Source organism: Sphingobacterium multivorum (assembly GCF_039511225.1).
GTDB lineage: Bacteria > Bacteroidota > Bacteroidia > Sphingobacteriales > Sphingobacteriaceae > Sphingobacterium.
Map to the genome: position 1 here is coordinate 4,676,653 of NZ_CP154261.1, position 22,516 is coordinate 4,699,168.

Consider the following 22,516-nt stretch of genomic DNA (forward strand, 5'->3'; position numbering starts at 1 on the left):
GTTAAGCAATGGTTTTAGTAAAACCAAGATAGGTATTTTTAAAACAAACAAAAAACTCCTATCAACCGAGATTGATAGGAGTTTTTCAAATCTTATTTGCTCTTGGTTTACCAATAAATAGAATATAAGGCTGTAACCAATAGCGCTACGATCAATGCGATAACCAAAAACGCCCGGTGTGGTTTAAACATCGTGGTATCAACTTCCAATCCAGCTGGCACGACACCACGCTTATTGTCGATAATACTGATGAGAATCATACCGATGACACAAATCACGAAAACAAACCCCATTCTATCCAAAAATGGAATTTCGTACACTCCTGTTGTTGGATTCGGAACAGAGAAACCTGTCGATGACAAGAATGACAGATCGACCCAATCCGGCAATTTTTTGAAGATGATGGAGAAAATAAAACCTCCAATTGTCGCAAACAAAGCGGCATTTGAAGTTGCTTTTTTCCAGAAGAATCCTAAAATGAACATCGCAAAAATACCTGGAGATACAAAACCTGTATATTCCTGAATATATTGGAATCCACCTTTTTTATCAATACCCAAATGTGGCGCAATCAGCACGCCCAAAATCATGGCTACCACAACAGTTAGCTTGCCGATGTTGACCAATTTCTTGTCCGATGCTTCTGTATTAAATACTTTTTTATAAATATCCAAGGAGAAGATTGTTGCGATACTGTTTGCTTTACCTGCCAAAGAAGCAACCACCGCCGCTGTCAAGGCTGCAAACGACAGTCCCTTCAAACCAGCTGGCAATAAATTCAATAAAACTGGGTAAGCATGATCCGGATTTACCTCTCCATGTTGCATCATTTCATTCTGGAACAGGCCATCTTTCCACATGACATAAGCTGCAATACCTGGCAACACCACAATAATAGGCATTAATAACTTCAGAAATGCTGCAAACAAGATACCGTTTCTCGCGGTTTTCAAATCTGCTCCAAGTGCGCGTTGCGTGATGTATTGATTACATCCCCAGTAGTTCAAATTAACGATCCACATCCCCCCGATCAATACGGTTAGCCCAGGTAAATCGAGATAGTTCTCGTTTTTACGATCCAGAATCATATGGAAGTGGTCGGAAGCTTTTTCGGTCATCAAATGATAGCCTTCCAATACTCCTGAGCCACCATAGTGCTCTGAAACGAGGTTCAAGGCCAGGTAAGTGGTCGCCAAACCACCCAATACCAGAAAGAAAACCTGAATAATATCTGTATAGCCGATTACTTTCATCCCCCCCAATGTAATGATCACCGCAAAAATCGCAATGGCATACATACAGGCTTCCAGACTGATACCGGAAATGCTGCTGACCGCAATGGCTCCCAAATAGAGGATGGATGTCAAATTAACGACAACATACAACAATAACCAGAAAACGGCCATGATCATCGCTACAGTTCCATTATACCGTTTATGGAGAAACTGTGGCATCGTAAAGATCTTGTTCTTTAAATATACCGGGATAAAAAATACCGCAACCACAATCAGTGTGATAGCAGCCATCCACTCGTAAGTCGCAATGGCCAATCCCATCTTAAATCCGGAACCGCTCATTCCGATAAATTGCTCGGCCGAAATATTGGATGCAATAAGTGAGGCTCCAATAGCCCACCAAGTTAGAGACCCCTCAGCCAAGAAATAGTCTTTCGAACCTACAGATTCAGATTTTTTGCGATAATACACCCATAATCCGTAACCTGCCACAATAACAAAGTATATCAGGAAAACGATGTAATCTTTTGTGCTTAAATAATTATTCATGTATTGGTAATTGGTTTAATTTGATCGCCTAATATAGAAATATTTTTAGAACTATATATATCTATTGACCAAATTTTCTAAATACTCCTGCTTACCACTAATCGTTTTGGGCTCTCCCAATTCTACCGCTAAATCCCTTAAGTTCTCCAACGTTAAGGTCCGCTCTTCGAATGATGCGCCATGGCCTTTATCAAAAGAAGCATAGCGATCCGCCCGTATTTTTTTATAATCCGAATCTTCGAGAATATGCGCTGCGGTAAGAAGTGCGCGTGCAAAAATATCCATACCACCGATATGTGCATAAAACAAATCTTCGGGATCTGTCGAATTCCGACGGATTTTGGCATCAAAATTCACACCTCCACCTTGGAATCCACCACCTTCTAAAATAATCAACATGGCTTCGGTCAATTCATTGATATCATTCGGAAATTGATCCGTATCCCATCCATTTTGATAATCACCGCGGTTGGCATCAATCGAACCCAATTTACCTGCATCTACAGCGACCTGTAACTCGTGTTGAAAAGTATGTCCGGCCAAAGTAGCATGATTTACCTCTAAATTTAATTTAAAGTCATCCAAAAGATTGTACTGACGTAGAAAGCCCAGCACGGTAGCCGCGTCATAGTCATATTGATGTTTTGTAGGCTCACATGGTTTAGGCTCAATAAAGAAAGTTCCTTTAAAACCATTTTTACGGGCATAATCCTTCGCCATATGTAAAAACTGTGCAAGATGTTCCTGCTCACGCTTCATGTTGGTGTTTAAAAGGCTCATATACCCTTCTCTTCCACCCCAGAACACATAGTTTTCACCACCGAGTGCGATCGTTGCGTCCAATGCTGCCTTTACCTGAGCACCACCGTGTGCAAGGACATGAAAATCCGGATTCGTTGCGGCACCATTCATATAGCGTTTATGGCTAAAAAGATTGGCTGTACCCCAAAGCAATTTTATTCCGCTTTCCTGTTGTTTTTCCTTCGCATAATCAACAATCGTGGAAAGGCGTTTTTCATTTTCAACAACATTATCCGAATAGTCAACCAAATCGACATCATGGAAGCAGTAATAGGGAATGTTTATTTTACTGATAAATTCGAATGCTGCATCCATTTTATCTTTTGCCCTAGTGATCACATCACTGCTTTCATCCCACGGAAATTGATGTGTGGGTCCGCCAAATGGATCCGAACCGTTACCATTGAACGAATGCCAATACGAACAGGCGAACTTAAAATACTCTTCCATGGTCTTGCCAGCAACAAGCTGTTTTGGATTGTAATAACGGAAAGCCAATGGATTTGTACTGTCTTTTCCTTCGAATTGAATTTGACCAATGCCTTTGAAAAATTCCTTTTTCCCTTTGATAATATTCATCTTATTTTTTATTTATTTGTTTGTTTAATACTTCCTTCCATTGCTGATAATGCTCCTCATATTGCGCTACAAATTGCGGTTCGACAGTATACACAGGCTTCAACGAACGAAATGCTTCTGTAAAGTCTGCATAATAGCCACTCCCTATACCGGCTCCAAGAGCGGCTCCAATACTCCCGTCGTGATTGAAGATCTCCACAGGAACGTTTGTTGCCCCCACAAATGACTCCCTAAAAACGGAGCTCAAGAATAAATTTGCATACCCCGCACGAATCATATTTGGATACAAATTGTTTTCACGCATGATATCCAGGCCATAGCGGAAGGCATAGGCAATCCCTTCCTGTATAGCGCGTAAAATATCGCTTGTCTCATGTCTGTTCAAATCTATCGCTGTAATTGATGCCCCCACTGTTTGGTTATTGAGCATGCGTTCGGCGCCATTGCCGAATGGGACAACCTGCAATCCTTTGCTACCAATAGGTGATGCTCCGGCCAGCGCATTAATCTGTTCATAGGATAAATCACGCCCCAGTAACCTTCTGCCCCAACTATTCATAATACCGGTCCCATTGATACAGAGCAAAACCCCTGTACGGATATCATCCTCGCGATAATTGACGTGTGCAAATGTATTGACGCGCGATTCACGGTCTGCAATCAACTGGTCGCTCACCCCATAGATAACCCCTGAAGTACCCGCGGTCGCGGCAACTTCGCCAGGTTGAAGGACATTGAGGGAAAGTGCATTGTTGGGCTGATCACCAGCTTTATAATTGATAGTCACCGTGCCGGAGAGGCCAAGCTCCTCGGCAACAGCTGTTTTAATCTGTCCATGCGTCGAAAACACCGGTAAGATCTCAGGAATAAGATGATCCTCAAAGCCATAATAATCCATGATGGTATCCGACAGCTTATTGTTTTTGAAATCCCAAAATATTCCCTCAGACAAGGCTGATATGGAAGTTGTTACCTGTCCCGAGAGTTTCATGGCGATAAAATCGCCCGGCAGCATGATCTTATCTATTTTTTCATAGATCGCCGGTTCATTAGCCTTCACCCAAGCCAGCTTAGACGCCGTAAAATTCCCCGGAGAATTCAAGTGATGGCTCAGATTAAAAGATCTTCCGATTTCATCGAAAGCAGCATTCCCTATTTCTACAGCCCTGCTATCGCACCAGATAATTGCATTTCGCAACACGTTCTGATCTTTATCGACGATAACTAAGCCGTGCATCTGATAGGCAATACCAATGGCGGAAATCGCTTTGGGATCGTATAACCCTAACGCATTTGCCTTCAATAAAGCCTGTTTAAAGTAGTCCCACCAATCGAGCGGGTTTTGTTCAGCCCAATTGGGCTCCACCGTTATAATGGGAGCTTCTACGTCCGGATATTGCACCGAGCAAACCTTGCGTTGCGATGATGCCTCAACAATCGAAACCTTTACGGAAGAAGTACCTACGTCTATACCTAATAAATACATGGTAATTAATTGAAACTGGTTATTTTAAAACAAAGGCGGAAACAAACATTGCAACCGGTTGCATAAAAGTAGGATATGTTTCTGAATTATCAAAATATTAAATAAAATTATTTACTTTGGAGCGTGAATAAAAAAACGACAATTTACGATATTGCCCGTGCGCTTGGAGTGACAGTCTCTACGGTATCGCGCGCATTGAACAATGTGCCTACGATCAGCGAGGCGACACGCAAGCTTGTGCTTGACAAAGCAAAGGAATTAAATTATAGTGTCAATAAGCTAGCTTCCTCCCTTTCCTCGGGCAAGTCCAATACAATTGGAGTCATCGTACCGACCATGCAAATTCATTTTTTTGCAGAGGCGGTACATAGTATTGAAAAAGAGTTAAAAAAACACAATTATAGTCTATTGCTTTATCAATCGAATGAATCTTTTGAGGATGAAGTTAATGGCGTGAAGACTTTACTGGAAGCCCAGGTGGATGGCATTATTGCTTCGTTGTCGCTGGAAACGCAGGAAACCCAGCATTTTCAGGAAGTGATCAATCAGCGCAAATGTCTGGTTATTTTTGACCGTACGCATAAAAATATTCCTGCTCCCGTGGTCAAACTTGATGATTTTAAAGCAGGCTACCTCGCAACACAGCATTTACTTGAACAGGGCTACAAAAATATTGCCTTTATCACAACGGATAAAGAAATAGCGATTTTTCAGGATCGCTTCCATGGTTTCGAAGCCGCCCTAAAAGACGCGAAGATTCCCCTGCAGGAAGACTTTATCATTCGCGGCGACTTATCCATTGAAGCCGGCATAAAAGGTACCGAACAGATTCTGAAATCTGCAATCCAACCGGACGCCTTTATTGGTGGCGATGACTTTACAGCTGTCGGGATAATACAAGCATTAAAAACTGCAAATATTGCTATTCCAACAACTGGTGTGATCGGTTTTGCAAACCAGACCTTTTCTTCCTTTATCACCCCCACACTGTCAAGTATCGACCAGCAGGCCAACAAAATGGGCGAAGAATGTGCCAAGCTCTTTCTGAAAATGGTCAAACAAAAAAGTCCATACGAAGCAATCGAACAGATTGTTCTTGACCCTATATTGATAAAAAGAAAATCTACCAATAGAATAGACAAATAATCAGTACCTTTGCCTAAATTTATTTAAATGCAAGCCCGGCAGAAATTTAGGATAATAAGCATCTGTTTATTATTTGTCATTCAGGCCCTTTTTTTAGTGGCCATCTTTGTAGAAAACACACATTCTTATATTGTATTGGCTTTTATCGGCCTACTGTCCTTACTGATCTTATACAGTTACCTCAAGTCGCCCATTCATCATCACAGGCATGAATATGAATCGATTAAAATTGCTATTTGGGTACCTATAGGAGCGATTGCATCCTACTATTTCAATGAGATCTTCGGTTTGGGTCCTGTATTGGGCGCTGCGCTGACAGGCACCATCGCCTCGTTTATTCCCAACATCAACAAAAATTCAAGCTATCTACCCCACCTTCCGGCAGCAATTTATTGCGGCGCATTTGTAGGGATGTCCAATGCGCAGGTGGCGCATGGGTTCTCTTTCATTTTAGCAGCCAGTATTTTTACAGCGATCTTTCTGATCGTATCGAAAAGTTTATTAAATGGTGTCGGCGGTAAACTAGGAACATTGGCCTTCCTGGGTGTTTCACTGACTTACCTCCTGTTATACATTTTTAAGTAATATGGAAACATTCATTTTATACCTCGTTGGAGTTATAGGGAGCACAGCGACCTACTATGTCAATACCAAATTTCACCAAGGAGCAGTGCGTTCATCAGCATTGCTGACATTATTTGTCGCAGGTTTTCTTCATTTCTTCCCACAAAGTGTTTCGCCCTATCTTGCACAATATATTCCGCCGATTTTTATCGGTGCATCATTTATAGGTATGGTATCAAAAAGTCAGTTATCAACTTATTTTGGTTTAGCCCTTGCCGGCATTATCTTTACAACGATTCTGCTTAATACAAGTAAATTTTTCACCGGCTACGGTGGAGCACTTGGAACTTCGGCCTGCATCGCACTGTTGGTCGTATTGAGTATCCCTTATTTTAAATCACCACGGAAAATGACCGTTGGATTTCTCCAGCTCCGCAAAACAATCTTAAAAAAACAGGGGAAAGTTTCAAAAAGACGAGTAGATTTGTTTAAATAAAAAGCATAACCACATGAAACCTTTATTTCTTGCCCTTATTATCCAAACCTTTCTCCTGAGCCATTTGAGTGCTCAACAAGCAAAAATTAACATCGTAAATCAAGAACGAAATAGCAGCTACAGAGGTTTAAGTGTAGTTGATGATACAACTCTATGGGTAAGCGGAAGCAATGGAACAGTTGGGCTCAGCACCGATGCTGGAAAAAACTGGCAGTGGGTCAATCCAATTGGCTACGAAAAAACAGATTTTAGGGATATCGAAGCATTTGATGAGCATGAAGCCTTAATTATATCGGCCGGTTCCCCTGCCATTATCTTAAGCACACAGGATGGTGGTCGAAGCTGGAAAGAAGTATTCAATGACAAGCGGCCCGAAATATTTTATGACGGTTTTGCTTTTACATCAAAAGGGGTCGGCATTGCCTTTGGCGACGCCATTCAGGGAAAAATGCCGCTATTGAAAAGCACCGATTTCGGAAGGTCCTGGAAAGATATATCCGCGAATATGCACTTTACCATTACCGATGGCGAGGCCGGTTTTGCAGCCAGTGGAACATCAATATATTGCGATAACACCGGAACATATTGGATTGCCACAGGTGGGACAGTTTCCAATATCTACAGCAGCAAGGATCAGGGTAACACATGGCAACGTTACAGCTGCCCCATCATTCAGGGCACCAATAGTACCGGCCCTTTTTCTGTCGCATTTAACACATCAAAAACGGGTATTGTCGTCGGTGGCGATTACAAAGCGGATAAAAACAAAGACAAAAATAGCCTGCTAACCAACGATGGCGGCAAAACATGGTTTGCACCACAGAGAGCACCCGCTGGCTTTAAGTCGGCCATTATTTATCTTTCCAAAAAACAGCTGATCTGCACGGGCACTTCGGGCACAGACCTATCGAATGACGGCGGAAAAAACTGGACGCCTATCGGAAAGGAAAGTTTCAATGCCGTCCAAAAGGCAAAAAAAGGTCGCGCGATATTTTTAGTGGGCGATAAAGGAAAAATAGGGAATTTAGCATTATAAGCTAAATTCCCTATTTCCTGCAACACTACACACTATTTTTTGCAGCACTGTGCCGCTGGGTTTTGTCGTCCAAAACCGAGATTTACGCACCTATAAATAACTACTTACGCGACAATCGCGATTCTTCCAAGTCCAGCGAATACTCGATCTCTTTAATGACATCGCTGTCATAAGCCTTACTTTCTTTGATCTTGTACAGACCGTCACGACGTAGCGCCAAAAGTTCCAGCATAATTTTATTATACAAGCCTCTAACTGCCGAAAGCTGTGCCCGCGTATTCTCTTCTTTCGCTCGTTCGGATGCATTTACGCTCCGGATAATCTGCTCTTTGACGCGAGCGATGGTCTCATGTTCCAGCATTTCTTTTGCATAATGTTTATCCAGATATGCAATAGATTCTTTGCCAAGCCGTACACGGATCTCATCAATTTGCTCTTCCATTGAAGCTTGCTCGTCGACTTCCTCAATTTTTATCAATTTAATCAACAAAGGCAATGTAAGCCCCTGAAAAACGAGTGTTACCAAAATAACCACAAACGTAATGAACAAAATCAGATTTCGGTGCGGGAAGGCCGTTCCATCGTATAAAGTCAATGGAATCGCTAATGCTGACGCCAAAGAAACCACGCCTCTCATCCCGGCCCAGCCAACGACCAGGGGCAGTTTCCACCCCGGACTCTTTTCCTTGATGCGAACCCGTTTGAATAATATTCTGGGAACAAAAGCCGAAAGATAAACGGCGATTAAGCGCAAAACAATAACAATTACACAGATCGCCAAGGCATAATCAATAGCTTCCTCCATGGAGTATTCGCCCAATCCATTGATGATCACCGGAAGTTCAAGTCCAATTAAAATAAAGACAAATCCATTTAATAGAAAGCCAACTGTCGCCCAAACCTCCTTCGTCTGGATGCGTGTATGGTAGTTGAGGTAATCGCCTGCCCGGAAGGAAAGAAACAATCCGCCACTAACCACCGCCAAAACCCCCGACCACTCAAAATGCTCTGCAACAATATACATTAAATAAGGCGCGATGAGGGTAATGGGTGTTGAAATACTGGACGATTTCGCGACATAACGTAAGAAGATATAGAGGATGTGACCGATGACCAAACCAACGACAACGCCCATGACCGATAACATCAGAAACTGTGTCGTCGCATTGCTCATTACGAACTGACCAGTAAGAATCGCGATGGATGCAAATCTAAAGACAGTCAATGAGGCCGCATCATTGACCAGGCTTTCTCCTTCCAATATTGCAATTCCCCGTTTAGGAATACTTACCCCCTTCAGGACAGAACTCGCGGCCACGGCATCTGGGGGAGAGATAATCCCACCCAGTAAAAAGCCCAGCGCTAAGGTAAACCCAGGAATAATACTGACCGAAAAGTAGGCAATGGCCAATGATGTGAAAAAGACTAAACCAAAGCCCATGATGAAAATAGACCGTCGCCACTTTAGAAAATTCCCCCAATTGGTATACCAGGCTGCTTCGAAAAGCAAAGGTGGCAAAAACACCATAAATACGATATCGGGATCAACACTAATAACCGGCGCGCCCGGAATCAGCGAAATCACCAGTCCGCCAATAACCAGCAGAATGGGGTAAGAGATTTTTAAGCGTTGACTCAGCACAAATAACATGGCCATAAAGAAAAACAGCACCATAACCAATAAGAGATTACTGTGAATTTTCTGACCTGCCTTTCCGCCTACGGCCGCTTTTACATCCGCATAGGGAGCCGACATGGACATGCTATATTGACGAAGCTTCCATTCATTGTCCAGCTTACTTAATACCCCCACGCCACGAAAAGACTTGGTATTGATCTTAAAAGATTCATCAAACCACGCTGTCGTACTATCTGCATTAAAGCTGATATGCCGCTTATCATAGGTGTAGGTCCAGGCATTTTTTGGATTGAAATATTGATCGGTGAACTTCTCGGCATGTGCTTTATCCCACCTTTCATCATGATCAGTACCCAAAATAACGCCATCTGAAGCAATAACATTCAAAAACGGGCCATACTTTACCTCGCCCGAGGTTTTGTGCCAACGATCTAACAGCTCATTGATTTCGTCCATAGGCTGCTGGGCATTTGTCGGAAAAACAAATAAGATTAAACTAAGAAAACAATACGTACCTAAAATGATCTTTCTAATCATACATTATAAAACTTCGTAATCGCTCAGACAATACGCTTTCGCTGCGATCAGTCTTAAAACAAAAAGCTGCGTATGCAGCTTTTTGTTTTTATTTAATTATTTCTTCAATTTCGCTGATAATCCGCTGCGCGATCTGCTCAGCAGCTTCAGGCGTAGGTCCCTCCGAGTAAATCCGAATAATCGGTTCGGTATTCGATTTACGCAAATGCACCCATTCATTTTCAAAGTCTATTTTCAAGCCATCGATTGTCGAATGGTCTTCATGCTTATATTTTTCCTCCATTTTGGCCAATAGGTTGTCAATGTCCAATTCCGGAGTCAGCGTGATCTTGTTTTTTGACATAAAGTATTGCGGTAAAGAAGCACGGTATACGGAGGCTTTTTTACCAAGCTTAGCCAAATGTGTCAAGAAGATGGCTACGCCCACCAGCGCATCACGACCATAGTGAGATGCTGGATAAATAACACCACCATTTCCTTCTCCGCCGATGACAGCATCGACTTCTTTCATCTTTGTAACCACGTTGACTTCGCCCACAGCCGCCGCATAGTACTCGCCACCATGTGCTTTAGTCACATCACGTAGTGCGCGTGTAGAAGATAAATTGGAAACGGTATTTCCTTTTTTATGCTGCAATAAATAGTCCGCTACGGCAACTAGGGTATATTCTTCACCAAATAGCTCGCCATCCTCCATCATAAAGACCAATCGATCTACATCCGGATCTACGGCAATCCCTAAATCAGCTTTGTGTTCAATAACCGCAGCCGATAGATCCGTCAAATTCTCTTTCAATGGTTCTGGATTATGCGGAAATTGACCATTCGGCTCACAATGGATTTTATAGATTGTCTGCACGCCAAGCGCATCCAACAACGCTGGTATAAATGTACCACCAGTACTGTTAACGGCATCCAAAGCAACTTTAAAATTAGCCGCTTTGATGGCTTCTTTATCCACATATTCCAACGCCAACACAGCGTCTACATGTTTCTGTAAGTAAGAATAATCTTTATGAACTTGTCCCAGTTCTTCCACTTCGGAAAAATCAAAGTCTAAAGATTCACCAAGTGCCAACACCTCTTGCCCTTCGGCATCTGAAATGAATTCGCCCTTTGCATTCAATAACTTTAGTGCATTCCATTGCCCTGGGTTGTGTGAAGCAGTCAAAATAATACCACCCGCTGCTTTTTCCATCGGTACGGCAATCTCTACCGTTGGCGTTGTTGAAAGACCCAGGTCAATCACATCAACACCGATGCTTTGCAGGGTTCCAATCACCAAATTACTTACCATCTCACCAGAAACACGCGCATCTCTTCCAACAACAATTTTTTTGATACCACTCTGCTTAACAATTATTTTGCCATAAGCAGCTGTAAACTTAACGATATCTATTGGGGTAAGCGCCTCTCCAGCACGCCCCCCGATCGTACCTCGTATTCCTGATATTGATTTAATTAAAGTCATTTCTTTTGAATTGATTAACGTGTAAATTTAGCACAATGGCAATAAAATATCGAATTAAAATTATAATTAATGAATATTTAACGTATATTTGTTGCAACAAAGTTGTTTTTAAAAGAAACAACCGTTTGCAATGAAATTATTTTTACTTTTGAAAAGTGAGTTTTTAAAGTTTGGGAATTTCATTGTCATCAGCAACATTTATGATTCAACAATTAGTACACATCGATCAAGAGATTTTTCTAGCCATTAATCAAGGCTTGAGTAACCCCGTGTTTGATTGGTTATTGCCGATATTACGCAATCCATACACATGGGCACCTTTGTATTTATTTCTGATCATATTTTTCATTAAGACCTATGGAAAAACAGGGATCCTAATTGTTGCCATGACCTTGGTTACCTTCGGAATTTCCGATGGTATATCCTCTCATTTGATCAAAAAGACTGTAAAAAGGATCAGACCGTGTAACGACGTGGAGTTTAAAGAAAATGTCAACATCCGTGTGCGATGTGGCTCGGGCTTCAGCTTCACCTCCTCTCATGCGGCCAATCATTTTTCCCTGGCTTTTTTCTGGATTGTACTTTTCCGGAGACGATGGAAACATGCGCTTTGGCTTTGTATTACCTGGGCAACCCTAATTTCAGTCTCTCAAATTTATGTTGGTGTCCATTACCCGTTTGATGTCCTGTGTGGTGCAGCCTTAGGTATCCTGGTTGGATTGGCAACAGGCTACTTATTCAAACGTTTTGTGCCTAGCTTTTTTAAAACTGAACACGTATAATGAATTCAATTTTATTGATTTTAATTTTATTCATACCTGCATTTGCAAGTGGAATTGCTGTATTTTTTGTACAAAAGAAAGGAACCAGTTTCCTTAAACTCATCCTTTCTTTCAGTGGAGCGTATTTATTCTCTATTACTGTACTTCACCTGATTCCGCATGTCTATCAATCCAACAATACTTCCCCTGAAGTATTAGGTATCTACGTCCTTGCCGGTTTTCTTTTTCAACTTTTCCTGGAGCAGTTCTCCCAAGGGATCGAGCATGGCCATATCCATACCGACAATGATCACGGCCATCACAGCCATCGTTTTCCCATCGGTATTATGTTCAGTCTATGTCTCCATGCTTTCCTTGAAGGAATGCCACTTGCAGCAACACATCAGACTGAACTTGCATTAGGTATATCCATCCACCACATTCCGGCGGCATTTGCGTTGGGAAGTATTCTAATAAGCACACATTTAAAGAAAAATACCATCCTCATTACACTGGCTTTATTTGCGGCAATGACCCCTTTTGGCTTTTTACTAAGCAAAGCCATCAGTGCAGGTGAAGTAGGGAATATCCAGCAATATTTTGATAAAATCATGGCCGTCGTTATTGGTATCTTCTTGCACATATCGACGACGATACTTTTTGAATCGGGCTCCATTGACCATCATAAATTCAATAAAAAGAAAATGATTGCTGTGATAGCAGGTGTTGCTATTGCACTGGGAAGTTTCTTATTTGTCGGAGAACATGACCATGGGCACGATCAACACCAACAACCGCATGATCATGAACATCATGACCATGCGCATTAATTTCTTTAGCCGCGAAGTTTATCCAACAGCGCACTTAACGTCATTGCCTCTTCTTCGCTAATTCGATTGGGTAAAAGATCCTTCATCAGCATTTCGTCATCTAGATTTTTAAGAATCTCCAAGCCCTTCTCGGTGATAACCAAATCCACAGCTCTTTTATCCCCCCCCGATTGACAACGTGAAACCAATTCTTTGGAAACCATGCGATCAATCATACGCGAGATATCCGGGGTAGTACTCAACATTCTTGATTTAATCAGATTGTTTGTTGCAGGCTTAGGATATTGGCCCCTCAATATGCGCAAGACATTAAACTGTTTCAAAGTGATCCCTTCTTTGGCAGCTCGCTGTTCAAGCTCATTGTTAATCCAATTGTACGTATATAGAATATTTACCGTACAACGATGCCATTCATTGCTGAATTTACTTACTTTGATTTCGTCCTCAATCTTCATTCTGGTTGATAATTAATCGTTCTGAATAGTAAAGATAGCTGTTTTTTACTAAATACATAACTATGACATTAGAATCATTCTAAATGGTAGAAATTCTGTATATTTGGAGAATTCAAAAAAACAGGCAGATGCGTAATAGAACTAGCTTAGATAAGCTAAAAAAAGGGGAAAAAGCGGTAATTATAGATTTTGATTCGCACGAAATTCCAGCTAAATTTTTCGAATTGGGGTTTATACCCGGTACTGAGGTAGAAGTGAAGCATATCGCGCCTTTGGACGGCCCCATTTGTCTAAATATTAGTGCTAATAACGCCTTAATTGCTATCCGCAAATCAGAAGCTAAAGTCATCCTTATTGATCAGAAATAATGAATAACCCGATTATTGCACTTTTGGGTAATCCAAATGTGGGTAAAACATCTCTATTTAACCGGATTACAAAATTAAATCAGAAAGTAGGAAACTATCCCGGTATTACGGTCGAAAAACGTGAGGGGCAAGTAAAAGCCAATAACAAAGTTTATCGTATTATTGATTTACCGGGAACATATACCCTGTTCCCAAGTTCATTGGATGAAGAAGTTGTTTTCAACACTTTAGTCAATAAAGAAAGTAGTTTTAGACCAAATCTTGTCGTTGTCGTCGCTGAACCTACGAACCTAAAGCGGTCCATTATTCTTTATCAGCAAGCTCGGGAACTCGGTCTGCCGGCCATCTTTGTCATCAATATGATCGATGAAGCCAAAGAAAAAGGAATTTCAATAGATGTTCAAAAGCTTGAGCAGCTATTAAATACAAAAGTATACGAAACCAATGCACGTACGGGACAAGGTGTCGATCAGCTCATCAAAAACTTTGATGCTGTTCCGCCCATGTATATTAGCAAATTCAGCCTACCCAAGGAAGCTGATGCCGCATTAGAAGAAACCAAACGTCTTTTTCCATTAGATACGGAATACCATACCTGGCAATACCTGGCCAAAGGCGAGGTATCCTTTTTATCGAAAGAAAAAAATCAGGCGATTCAACAAATCCGTGAAAAACATCAACTACGCGCCGAGAGACTACAAAAAGACGAAGCCATTTTGCGTAGTAAATCCCTGGATAGCAGCCTTGCTGAAATCTATGCAAAGGATGAATCCTTTAATAAAAACAAAACCAATTCGATTGATAGCATCTTGCTTCACCCCGTCTTTGGCTATGTCATCTTTTTTGGAATCCTCTTTTTAATCTTCCAGGCAATTTACACCTGGTCCGGACCAGCCATGGATTTCATCGACGGCCTATTTGGTGATCTCGCGGCTTATACACAAACTGCATTGCCAGCAGGGCCATTGACCGACTTACTCAGCAATGGTATTATCAAAGGCATTGGTGGAATTGTAATTTTCATTCCGCAGATCGTTATTTTATACATCTTTATCTCGATCATGGAGGAAACGGGCTATATGAGCCGCGTAGTTTTCTTGATGGACCGCTGGCTTCGTCCTTTTGGTCTGAATGGAAAATCAGTGATTCCATTGATTTCGGGAGTAGCCTGCGCTGTACCTGCAGTCATGTCTGCACGTAATATCGAAAATAGCAAAGAAAGACTGGTCACTATTCTGGTAACACCTTTCATGACCTGCTCAGCACGTCTCCCTATTTATATCGTTCTGATCGGACTGGTGATACCGGACACGAAATTAGGAGGCTTTCAAATACAAGGTATTGTATTGTTTGTGATGTACCTACTTGGAATAATTGCAGCCTTGCTATCCGCGATTGTACTGACCAAAGTCATCAAATCAAAACATAAGTCATTTTTAATCTTCGAACTGCCCACTTACAAAACGCCTGATTGGAAAAATGTAGCCTTAAATGTATGGGAAAAAGCGTCAAGCTTTGTCTTTGGTGCAGGTAAAATCATTTTGGCCATTTCCGTTATCCTATGGGCATTGGGTAGTTTTGGTCCGAACGATAAATTTAGCCGGGCAGAAGAATATGTAACAAAAAATAACCCCAACCTGTCCGATGGCGATTTGGAGCATGAAGTTTCATCTTATCGCCTGGAACACTCTTTCCTTGGCTATCTTGGCATGGCTATTGAACCTGTTGTTGAACCCTTGGGCTACGACTGGAAGATGGGCATAGGTCTTATTTCTTCGTTTGCTGCCCGTGAAGTTTTTGTAGGCACAATGGCCACTGTATATAGCCTTGGTGACGAAGTGGATATCGAAGACGAAGCATCTAAAACAACGGTATTGGGCAAAATGAAAAGCGAGATTAACAGGAATACCGGTTTACCGGCTTACAATTTAGCTTCTGGTGTATCCTTATTACTGTTCTATGCTTTTGCGATGCAATGTATGAGTACAATTGCGGCAGTAAAAAGAGAAACAGGCTCATGGAAATGGACTTTGATACAGCTTGGTTTTATGACAGGCTTGGCCTATTTCAGTGCCTTAATTGCTTATCAACTTTTAAAATAAAAAGCTATGGATAATTTAACAGTACAATATCTCATCGTAGGAATGCTCGTTTTGGCGGCTGTATGGTATGTCGTTAAAAATGTCCGAAAATCACTAAAGGGCAAGTCGAGCTGCTCGAAAGGCTGCGGATGCGACTGCGGCGTAGAAAAAACGCAAAAAGCAAATTAATTTATCTTTTTGAGTAGCATTTACAAATAAGATTTCGTTATTAGTTAGAGTGGCCAAAAATCACACTAGCTACTAATTCATAAAGCGCCGTACTTCCAAACTACGGCGCTTTCTATTGCTGAGTCAGACATGGACCCGCACCATTGTTAAAAAAAACACCGAAATGCATTAAAACCGCAACAGAATGTGCACGAAATACCTAAGTGTTTTATTAACTTTATGCGCTTAGGGCAAATCGTTCGCTGGGAAGCTTTACGATAAACAGGTAATTCTTCTGGCGTCATTGATTTTGCTCAAACGATCCTTGACGGGAGCAAATAGCCTCATGGGTTTTTCCGTATCTGAGGACCAAATTAAAACAGACTAGTAACCGTATTAACCATACACATGGAGAAACAGAACAATAAGGAGGAGTTAAAAAGAGGACTTCAAAACAGACATATTCAATTAATTGCCCTGGGTGGTGCAATCGGAACGGGCTTATTTCTAGGTATCGGGAAGGCTGCCACATTGGCTGGGCCGGCCGTTATCCTCGGCTATGCTTTCGCCGGAATTATTGCTTTTTTTATTATGCGCCAGTTGGGTGAGATGGTTGTTGAGGAACCTGTTTCAGGAAGTTTTAGCTACTTCGCCAATAAATACTGGGGTTCTTTTGCGGGTTATGCTTCGGGCTGGAACTATTGGGTCCTGTATATCTTAGTCAGCATGGCCGAACTCACAGCGATAGGCGTTTATGTACAATTTTGGTGGCCCGAAATACCTTTATGGGCATCAAGTTTATTTTTCTTCTTTGCAATCAACGCCCTTAATCTTGCCTCAGTAAAAATTTATGGCGAGACGGAATTTTGGTTTTCCATTATCAAGGTTGTTGCAATCATTGCCATGATTGTTTTTGGTGCATACTTATTGGTAAGCGGTACTGGAGGTGAGCAGGCAAGTCTCAGCAACCTGACTTCACATGGTGGTTTCTTCCCAAAAGGTTGGTTCAGCCAAACAGCGGATGGAAGTTTTGAAGGCCTTCTTTCCGCCATAGCATTGATCATGTTTTCTTTCGGTGGTCTAGAGTTGGTGGGCATCACTGCTGCCGAAGCCGAGCATCCCGAAAAGAACATCCCCAAAGCGACCAACCAGGTTATCTATCGGATCTTAATCTTTTACGTAGGTGCATTGATTATTCTTTTCTCTTTGACACCGTGGACAAATATCACCGCCGATACAAGTCCCTTTGTGCTGGTGTTTGACAAACTCAATGGGTTTGAATTTACGATCTTTGGAAAGACCTTTTATTTCACAAAAATTATTGCAAATGCGCTAAATCTTATTGTCCTTACCGCTGCATTATCTGTTTATAATAGCAGCGTGTACAGCAATAGCAGAATGTTATATGGACTGGCAGAACAGGGAAATGCACCCCGTTTTTTATCAAAACTAAACAAGAATCATGCGCCTATTAACGCAATTTTAGTCTCGGCACTATTCGCGGCGATCTGTGTATTTATCAACTATGTAGCACCTAAAAATGCCTTAGAGATCCTGATGTCGCTGGTGGTTTCTTCACTGATTATCAACTGGGTGATGATATCCATTACACACTTGTATTTCAGAAAAAATAAACTCGATGCCCACTTACGGACAAAGTTTCCATCCTTTCTATATCCCCTAAGTAACTATATCTGTCTGATCTTTTTGATCGCTGTACTTGGCATCATGTGGATAACAGGGATGAAACTTCCGGTAGAATTGATCCCTGCTTGGCTTATATTACTCTATGTGAGTTATGTATTGATCAAAAGAAAGAAATCTTAGTTCACAGAACCTTGATCTTGTCCATAAAAAAGCCTGATTCATTGCATGAATCAGGCTTTTTTACTAAAATTTAATGCAGGTATTCCTCCTCGAGAATAGCAAATTCATAATTGTCGCTCCAACCATCTTTTAACGGCAAAATTTTCCGTCTGCGAGCCTCTTTGACCATGCCGACTTTCTCCATTACTTTAGCGGAAGCGATATTTCCAACAGCACAACCGCCCTCAATTCTATGAAAATTAAGTTCCTTGAAACCAAATGTCAAGATTCGGTTCAATGCCTCTGTTGCATAGCCCTTATTCCACATTGTCGGAACAAGCTTAAACCATACTTCTGCATTTCGATAGCGCAGCTTGACAACACTGATATTAATTAGACCAATAAACTCTTTCCCTTCAAGGGTTTCTATATAAAAGGTATAATCCTTTCTGGCATCCAATTCATTGAATTGCGCCGACCAAGCTTCCACCATTTGCTCTGTATGGGCTATTCCATCCGGAAATCCACTCGGATTAAATAATGCAGATTCAGGATACATTAATAGGGAATGGATCTTTTCTAAATCTATTTTCTCTACGGATCTAAGCTTGAGCCGTTCTGTTCTAATTTCCATGTTTAAAATTACACAAATGGCTTAATTTAATGCTACCATTTGACAACTAAAATAAGCCCAACTGCGTTCCCGCATCGGGTAAGCGGAAAAGATCCCTTCTTAAGGATGGAAGCGTCCCATTATTCATATATTTCTTGACAGAAAGCTTAAATAAATGCTGTAAACTCTCGGCCATATGGCCATCCCCCTTTATCCTCCGTCCAAAATCGGTATCGTTAATTTTTCCACCATGACAGGCTTCGATCCAATGTAATACCTTTTCAGCACGATCAGGATAGTTCTGATAGAGCCAATCTTTAAAGATACCACCGATCTGTCCATTGAGCCGAACGATGGTATATGAGGCCGTAATTGCTCCCGCATCTGCTCCCGAACGAATCAGATCTGAAATCTCATCACTGTTGATACCCGGAACGATGGGCGCTATCATCAGCATAACGGGAACACCTATCCCAGCCAACCCCTCGATCAGTTTCAACCGGGCAGATGCTGTAGCAGTCCGAGGTTCCATTTTCTGACGTACTTCCTCACGCAGCGAATTGATGGTTACGGCAACGGAAACCAGATTGTGCGCCGCGAGCTCGCGCAAAAGATCAAAATCCCGCCGCATGAGTACATTTTTGCTGATGATGGAGACCGGATGCTGGTATTTGACCATCAATTCTAATAGCGAGCGTGTGATACCCAGCTTCCGTTCAATCGGTTGATAACAGTCTGTATTGCCTGAAAGCATAATCAAATCGGGTTGGTAGCTCGATTTTCTAAACTCCTGTTCGAGAAGCTGAGCCGCATTGTGTTTGACTAAGATCTTACGCTCGAAATCCAACCCAGCACTAAAGCCCCAGTATTCATGCGAATTGCGCGCGTAACAGTAAATACACCCATGCTCACAGCCCTGGTAGGGATTAATGGATCTTTCAAAACGTAAATCCGGGCTATTTGATTTGGATATAATGGATTTCGGATGTGTCGGAATAAATTGTGTTTTCTCGGTCCCCAAAAATTCCTCATCCAGCCCTTCCACATGTTCCTGCACGTATTGGTTAGAAAAAAATTTGTTATTGGGATTGATCTGTGCCCCTCTGCCCTTGAAATATTCCGATGAATTCATAAGTTAAAATTACTAAAATTATTAGTAAAAACAAATTAAGATTTCTCAATTTTCACAAAGGGGAGAGCAAATATCTTCTAGTTTGAAATCCCAATAAAGCGTATTTTAAACCAAATAAAAATCCCTATACTGCATCAACAGTATAGGGATTAAAATTCCTAGCTAGAAATCAGCCAGCTTCTATTTATTTCATTAAGAAACCACCACCGAGTAGATCATTTCCTTCATAGAACACGGCCGATTGTCCAGGGGCAATACCTTTTACATTGTGCACAAAGTCAATACGGACTTTATCGCCTTCTTGGGATATGGTCGACAAAGCACCAGAGTCTTTATAACGTACCTTTGAAATTGCTTCCATCGGTTGATCAAGACCGGCATATTTCACAAAGTTCACATTACGAACGTAAGCATGTGACTTTTCAAGTTCATGTTCTTCACCCAATACGACCGTATTACTTTCCGGAAGGATCTCAATCACAAACATCGGTTTCCCCAAGGCAATACCTAATCCTTTACGCTGACCGATGGTGAAATAAGGGTAACCAATATGTTTACCGACGACAGTACCATCGGAAAGAATAAAGTTACCGGGACCAATTTGTTGATCCAACGTTGGCACCTTATGTCTCAAAAACGCACGGTAGTCGTTGTCAGGAACGAAACAGATTTCATAACTCTCCGACTTATTGGCCAATTCCTTCTGTCCCATATCCAAAGCCATCTGACGAATCTCCTTTTTCGTGAAAGATCCCAACGGAAACTGTGTCCGGGCAAGATTTTCTTGTGACACGCCCCATAAAACGTACGATTGATCTTTGTTTTCATCCTTACCTTTTGATATCACATAGCGACCATTGTCGTGCATACGAATATTAGCATAGTGCCCGGTAGCGATAAACTCACAATCCAATTTGTCAGCGCGTTTCATCAAAGCCTCCCACTTAATGTGGGTATTACACAACACGCATGGGTTAGGCGTGCGCCCAGCAATATATTCTTCTACAAAATTGTCAATCACAAAATCTCCAAACTCATCACGTATATCTAATATATAATGAGGGAAACCATAGTTTACGGCTAATGTACGAGCGTCATTGATACTATCAAGGCTACAACATCCGGTTTCTTTCGACGAGCCACCTGCGGATGCATAATCCCATGTCTTCATCGTGATACCGATAACTTCATATCCTTGTTCGTGGAGCATGACAGAAGCAACGGAGCTATCTACCCCTCCACTCATTGCAACTAAAACTCTTCCTCTTTTACTCATCTCTAATTATTGAAATGCAAAGATACAGCTTATTCCTTTTCCTATATGTTAGTTTCTTGTAATTTTATCTCGATCAAAATCAACACGTTCGAAAAAAGTACGAAAATAATCTGCATAAAAGTTTTAGAATTCAAATTATCGGACTATATTTGCATCGCAATAGGGGAACAAACCCATAGCAAAAAAGCGGTGCCATAGCTCAGCTGGTAGAGCAAAGGACTGAAAATCCTTGTGTCCCTGGTTCGAACCCAGGTGGCACCACGCTTCAATCTGATGATCACAGATTTAAATAAAAGGTCAACTGGTGCCATAGCTCAGCTGGTAGAGCAAAGGACTGAAAATCCTTGTGTCCCTGGTTCGAACCCAGGTGGCACCACAAAAAAAGCTTGTTCATTGAACAAGCTTTTTTTGCTTTAGCTAACTGTATTTTATATAACATCCCCCACATCTCCGCCGTATAGAAAATTCATTATACCCCTACTGCCTGAGTTCAATGGGTGTTATTTTCATTGATTGAGGGATATTATCAAAAAAAGATCATGGATTTTGGAAATGAACCGGCGTTGTCATTAAAAAAAACACCCAAGTTTAATTTCCAAAACCCAATCGCTTTTCCGCTACGATTCAGCGATAATCGACCGATCAAGATGCACATAGCCACCGTCCACATGAATCAATTGGCCAGTTGTATGACTTGATTTGTTAGACAGCAAAAAGACTGTTGTATCGGCGATTTCCTCTGCTGTGGTCATGCGATGCTCCAATGGAATGCGGTCCGTAATTTTTTTCAATGTCTCTTCCGGATTTGATAAGGTTTGAATCCAGGTGTCGTATTGGGGAGTTGCACATTCTGCCACAATAATGGCATTTACACGAATCGAGTAAGGCAACAATTCTACGGCCCACTCGCGCGTAAGTGCATTACGTCCACCATTGGATGCCGCATAAGCCGAGGTATTGCCCTGCCCTGTTTCACCAGTTTTGGACGAAATATTCACGATACTGCCCTTAGATGCTTTCAACGCATCCAAAGCGTGATGTGCCATCAGATAGTAGTGAATTAGATTCTTATGCAGCGAAGCAACAAATTTTTCATAGTTGCCCGATGCCAATCCAACACCATCATTTTGTCCGGCATTATTCACCAGACCATCGATCCGCCCATACACTTCCAATGTTTTTTGAACGGCTCTTTCACAATCTTCGGGCTTAGACAACTCTGCTTCAATACAGAGTGCATCCACACCAAATTGCTTTATTTCTTCCTTGACTTTTTCATTATCGGCTTGTTTACGGCCAACAATGACAGGAATAGCCTGTTCTTTAGCCAACGCGTGGACTACAGCCCGCCCGATTCCTTTTGCTCCGCCGGTAACAATAACAACTTTATCTCTTAAATGAAGATCCATAATACTTTTATTGAATGGTTTGTTTCATTGATTGTGCTTAACATTTCGCAACAATGAATTCGTTCTCTGGTTATTGAT

The 22,516-nt window shown here is 41.6% G+C and carries 20 protein-coding genes and 2 tRNA genes; 12 read left to right on the forward strand and 10 right to left on the reverse strand.

From position 1 onward, the window contains the following. Positions 1–107: 107 nt before the first annotated feature. Genes AAH582_RS19390 through AAH582_RS19400 form a run of 3 tightly spaced genes read right to left on the reverse strand, consistent with a single transcriptional unit; the run spans position 108 to position 4,650 of the window. Positions 108–1,784 (reverse strand): sodium/sugar symporter, encoded by a 1,677-nt coding sequence (locus AAH582_RS19390; protein ID WP_046672161.1) that lies wholly within the window; start codon positions 1,782–1,784, stop codon positions 108–110. Between the two features lie 51 nt (positions 1,785–1,835). Beyond that, positions 1,836–3,164, reverse strand: coding sequence for a xylose isomerase (gene xylA, locus AAH582_RS19395; protein WP_343319788.1), 1,329 nt, complete (start codon positions 3,162–3,164; stop codon positions 1,836–1,838). A 1-nt stretch (position 3,165) separates the two neighbouring features. After that, entirely contained in the window at positions 3,166–4,650 is a 1,485-nt protein-coding gene (locus tag AAH582_RS19400; RefSeq protein ID WP_046672159.1) for a xylulokinase, read from the reverse strand. A gap of 123 nt (positions 4,651–4,773) precedes the next feature. Between AAH582_RS19400 and AAH582_RS19405 the strand changes: the two genes are divergently transcribed. The 4 genes from AAH582_RS19405 to AAH582_RS19420 all read left to right on the forward strand — a co-directional run bounded on the left by AAH582_RS19405 (position 4,774) and on the right by AAH582_RS19420 (position 7,892). Then, entirely contained in the window at positions 4,774–5,796 is a 1,023-nt protein-coding gene (locus AAH582_RS19405; RefSeq protein WP_343319790.1) for a LacI family DNA-binding transcriptional regulator, read from the forward strand. Positions 5,797–5,892: 96 nt separating this feature from the next. Continuing rightward, positions 5,893–6,381 carry a hypothetical protein gene (locus AAH582_RS19410; RefSeq protein ID WP_343319792.1) on the forward strand — a complete coding sequence of 163 codons (489 nt, stop codon included), beginning with the start codon at positions 5,893–5,895 and terminating at the stop codon, positions 6,379–6,381. A gap of 1 nt (position 6,382) precedes the next feature. Next, a complete protein-coding gene (locus AAH582_RS19415; protein ID WP_070563707.1) occupies positions 6,383–6,856 on the forward strand; it encodes a hypothetical protein in 474 nt (157 codons plus the stop codon). Positions 6,857–6,869: 13 nt separating this feature from the next. Next, entirely contained in the window at positions 6,870–7,892 is a 1,023-nt protein-coding gene (locus AAH582_RS19420; protein WP_343319796.1) for a WD40/YVTN/BNR-like repeat-containing protein, read from the forward strand. A 100-nt stretch (positions 7,893–7,992) separates the two neighbouring features. On the opposite strand, the gene AAH582_RS19425 is transcribed toward AAH582_RS19420, so the two are convergent. Then, positions 7,993–10,068: a Na+/H+ antiporter gene (locus AAH582_RS19425; RefSeq protein WP_343319798.1), complete on the reverse strand. Its 2,076-nt coding sequence runs from the start codon at positions 10,066–10,068 to the stop codon at positions 7,993–7,995. 88 nt (positions 10,069–10,156) lie between these two features. Next, positions 10,157–11,539: a phosphoglucosamine mutase gene (gene glmM / locus AAH582_RS19430; protein ID WP_046672155.1), complete on the reverse strand. Its 1,383-nt coding sequence runs from the start codon at positions 11,537–11,539 to the stop codon at positions 10,157–10,159. A gap of 200 nt (positions 11,540–11,739) precedes the next feature. Here glmM and AAH582_RS19435 point away from each other — a divergent pair, with 200 nt between their 5' ends. Both AAH582_RS19435 and AAH582_RS19440 read left to right on the forward strand, forming a co-directional pair. Beyond that, complete coding sequence (locus tag AAH582_RS19435; protein ID WP_343319799.1) at positions 11,740–12,321, forward strand: phosphatase PAP2 family protein; 582 nt, start codon at positions 11,740–11,742, stop codon at positions 12,319–12,321. Beyond that, positions 12,321–13,130, forward strand: a complete 810-nt coding sequence (locus AAH582_RS19440) for a ZIP family metal transporter (protein WP_046672153.1) — start codon at positions 12,321–12,323, stop codon at positions 13,128–13,130. The genes AAH582_RS19435 and AAH582_RS19440 overlap by 1 nt, the downstream gene beginning before the upstream one ends. Positions 13,131–13,135: 5 nt before the next feature. On the opposite strand, the gene AAH582_RS19445 is transcribed toward AAH582_RS19440, so the two are convergent. Then, positions 13,136–13,585, reverse strand: a complete 450-nt coding sequence (locus AAH582_RS19445; protein ID WP_046672152.1) for a MarR family winged helix-turn-helix transcriptional regulator — start codon at positions 13,583–13,585, stop codon at positions 13,136–13,138. A 128-nt stretch (positions 13,586–13,713) separates the two neighbouring features. On the opposite strand from AAH582_RS19445, the gene AAH582_RS19450 reads away from it, so the two are divergent. The 4 genes from AAH582_RS19450 to AAH582_RS19460 all read left to right on the forward strand — a co-directional run bounded on the left by AAH582_RS19450 (position 13,714) and on the right by AAH582_RS19460 (position 18,029). Then, positions 13,714–13,953, forward strand: coding sequence for a FeoA family protein (locus AAH582_RS19450; protein WP_046672175.1), 240 nt, complete (start codon positions 13,714–13,716; stop codon positions 13,951–13,953). Next, positions 13,953–16,055 (forward strand): ferrous iron transport protein B, encoded by a 2,103-nt coding sequence (feoB, locus tag AAH582_RS19455; protein ID WP_343319806.1) that lies wholly within the window; start codon positions 13,953–13,955, stop codon positions 16,053–16,055. The genes AAH582_RS19450 and feoB overlap by 1 nt, the downstream gene beginning before the upstream one ends. A gap of 42 nt (positions 16,056–16,097) precedes the next feature. Then, positions 16,098–16,223 carry a hypothetical protein gene (locus tag AAH582_RS24895; RefSeq protein ID WP_376779944.1) on the forward strand — a complete coding sequence of 42 codons (126 nt, stop codon included), beginning with the start codon at positions 16,098–16,100 and terminating at the stop codon, positions 16,221–16,223. A gap of 387 nt (positions 16,224–16,610) precedes the next feature. Further along, positions 16,611–18,029: an amino acid permease gene (locus tag AAH582_RS19460; RefSeq protein ID WP_046672150.1), complete on the forward strand. Its 1,419-nt coding sequence runs from the start codon at positions 16,611–16,613 to the stop codon at positions 18,027–18,029. Between the two features lie 70 nt (positions 18,030–18,099). Here the strand turns inward: AAH582_RS19460 and AAH582_RS19465 are convergent, their stop codons facing one another. The 3 genes from AAH582_RS19465 to mnmA all read right to left on the reverse strand — a co-directional run bounded on the left by AAH582_RS19465 (position 18,100) and on the right by mnmA (position 21,029). Then, positions 18,100–18,642, reverse strand: a complete 543-nt coding sequence (locus AAH582_RS19465; protein ID WP_343319809.1) for a GNAT family N-acetyltransferase — start codon at positions 18,640–18,642, stop codon at positions 18,100–18,102. A 46-nt stretch (positions 18,643–18,688) separates the two neighbouring features. Then, a complete protein-coding gene (locus AAH582_RS19470; RefSeq protein WP_343319811.1) occupies positions 18,689–19,753 on the reverse strand; it encodes a PA0069 family radical SAM protein in 1,065 nt (354 codons plus the stop codon). 184 nt (positions 19,754–19,937) lie between these two features. Further along, positions 19,938–21,029 (reverse strand): tRNA 2-thiouridine(34) synthase MnmA, encoded by a 1,092-nt coding sequence (gene mnmA, locus AAH582_RS19475; protein WP_046672147.1) that lies wholly within the window; start codon positions 21,027–21,029, stop codon positions 19,938–19,940. 188 nt (positions 21,030–21,217) lie between these two features. On the opposite strand from mnmA, the gene AAH582_RS19480 reads away from it, so the two are divergent. Both AAH582_RS19480 and AAH582_RS19485 read left to right on the forward strand, forming a co-directional pair. After that, positions 21,218–21,290, forward strand: a tRNA-Phe gene (locus tag AAH582_RS19480). A gap of 42 nt (positions 21,291–21,332) precedes the next feature. Next, positions 21,333–21,405, forward strand: a tRNA-Phe gene (locus tag AAH582_RS19485). A 241-nt stretch (positions 21,406–21,646) separates the two neighbouring features. Here the strand turns inward: AAH582_RS19485 and AAH582_RS19490 are convergent. Then, entirely contained in the window at positions 21,647–22,438 is a 792-nt protein-coding gene (locus AAH582_RS19490) for an SDR family oxidoreductase (RefSeq protein WP_120336224.1), read from the reverse strand. Positions 22,439–22,516 lie beyond the last annotated feature (78 nt).

What these genes read in the sequence shown, in the direction of transcription:
- AAH582_RS19420 (WP_343319796.1), top strand. Translation starts at nt 6,870, where the DNA reads ATGAAACCTTTATTTCTTGCCCTTATTATCCAAACCTTTCTCCTGAGC.
- AAH582_RS19415 (WP_070563707.1), top strand. Translation starts at nt 6,383, where the DNA reads ATGGAAACATTCATTTTATACCTCGTTGGAGTTATAGGGAGCACAGCG.
- AAH582_RS19445 (WP_046672152.1), bottom strand. Translation starts at nt 13,585, where the DNA reads ATGAAGATTGAGGACGAAATCAAAGTAAGTAAATTCAGCAATGAATGG.
- AAH582_RS24895 (WP_376779944.1), top strand. Translation starts at nt 16,098, where the DNA reads ATGCTCGTTTTGGCGGCTGTATGGTATGTCGTTAAAAATGTCCGAAAA.
- AAH582_RS19465 (WP_343319809.1), bottom strand. Translation starts at nt 18,642, where the DNA reads ATGGAAATTAGAACAGAACGGCTCAAGCTTAGATCCGTAGAGAAAATA.
- AAH582_RS19450 (WP_046672175.1), top strand. Translation starts at nt 13,714, where the DNA reads ATGCGTAATAGAACTAGCTTAGATAAGCTAAAAAAAGGGGAAAAAGCG.
- AAH582_RS19435 (WP_343319799.1), top strand. Translation starts at nt 11,740, where the DNA reads ATGATTCAACAATTAGTACACATCGATCAAGAGATTTTTCTAGCCATT.
- AAH582_RS19460 (WP_046672150.1), top strand. Translation starts at nt 16,611, where the DNA reads ATGGAGAAACAGAACAATAAGGAGGAGTTAAAAAGAGGACTTCAAAAC.
- mnmA (WP_046672147.1), bottom strand. Translation starts at nt 21,029, where the DNA reads ATGAGTAAAAGAGGAAGAGTTTTAGTTGCAATGAGTGGAGGGGTAGAT.
- feoB (WP_343319806.1), top strand. Translation starts at nt 13,953, where the DNA reads ATGAATAACCCGATTATTGCACTTTTGGGTAATCCAAATGTGGGTAAA.
- AAH582_RS19440 (WP_046672153.1), top strand. Translation starts at nt 12,321, where the DNA reads ATGAATTCAATTTTATTGATTTTAATTTTATTCATACCTGCATTTGCA.
- AAH582_RS19490 (WP_120336224.1), bottom strand. Translation starts at nt 22,438, where the DNA reads ATGGATCTTCATTTAAGAGATAAAGTTGTTATTGTTACCGGCGGAGCA.
- xylA (WP_343319788.1), bottom strand. Translation starts at nt 3,164, where the DNA reads ATGAATATTATCAAAGGGAAAAAGGAATTTTTCAAAGGCATTGGTCAA.
- AAH582_RS19470 (WP_343319811.1), bottom strand. Translation starts at nt 19,753, where the DNA reads ATGAATTCATCGGAATATTTCAAGGGCAGAGGGGCACAGATCAATCCC.
- AAH582_RS19400 (WP_046672159.1), bottom strand. Translation starts at nt 4,650, where the DNA reads ATGTATTTATTAGGTATAGACGTAGGTACTTCTTCCGTAAAGGTTTCG.
- AAH582_RS19425 (WP_343319798.1), bottom strand. Translation starts at nt 10,068, where the DNA reads ATGATTAGAAAGATCATTTTAGGTACGTATTGTTTTCTTAGTTTAATC.
- glmM (WP_046672155.1), bottom strand. Translation starts at nt 11,539, where the DNA reads ATGACTTTAATTAAATCAATATCAGGAATACGAGGTACGATCGGGGGG.
- AAH582_RS19390 (WP_046672161.1), bottom strand. Translation starts at nt 1,784, where the DNA reads ATGAATAATTATTTAAGCACAAAAGATTACATCGTTTTCCTGATATAC.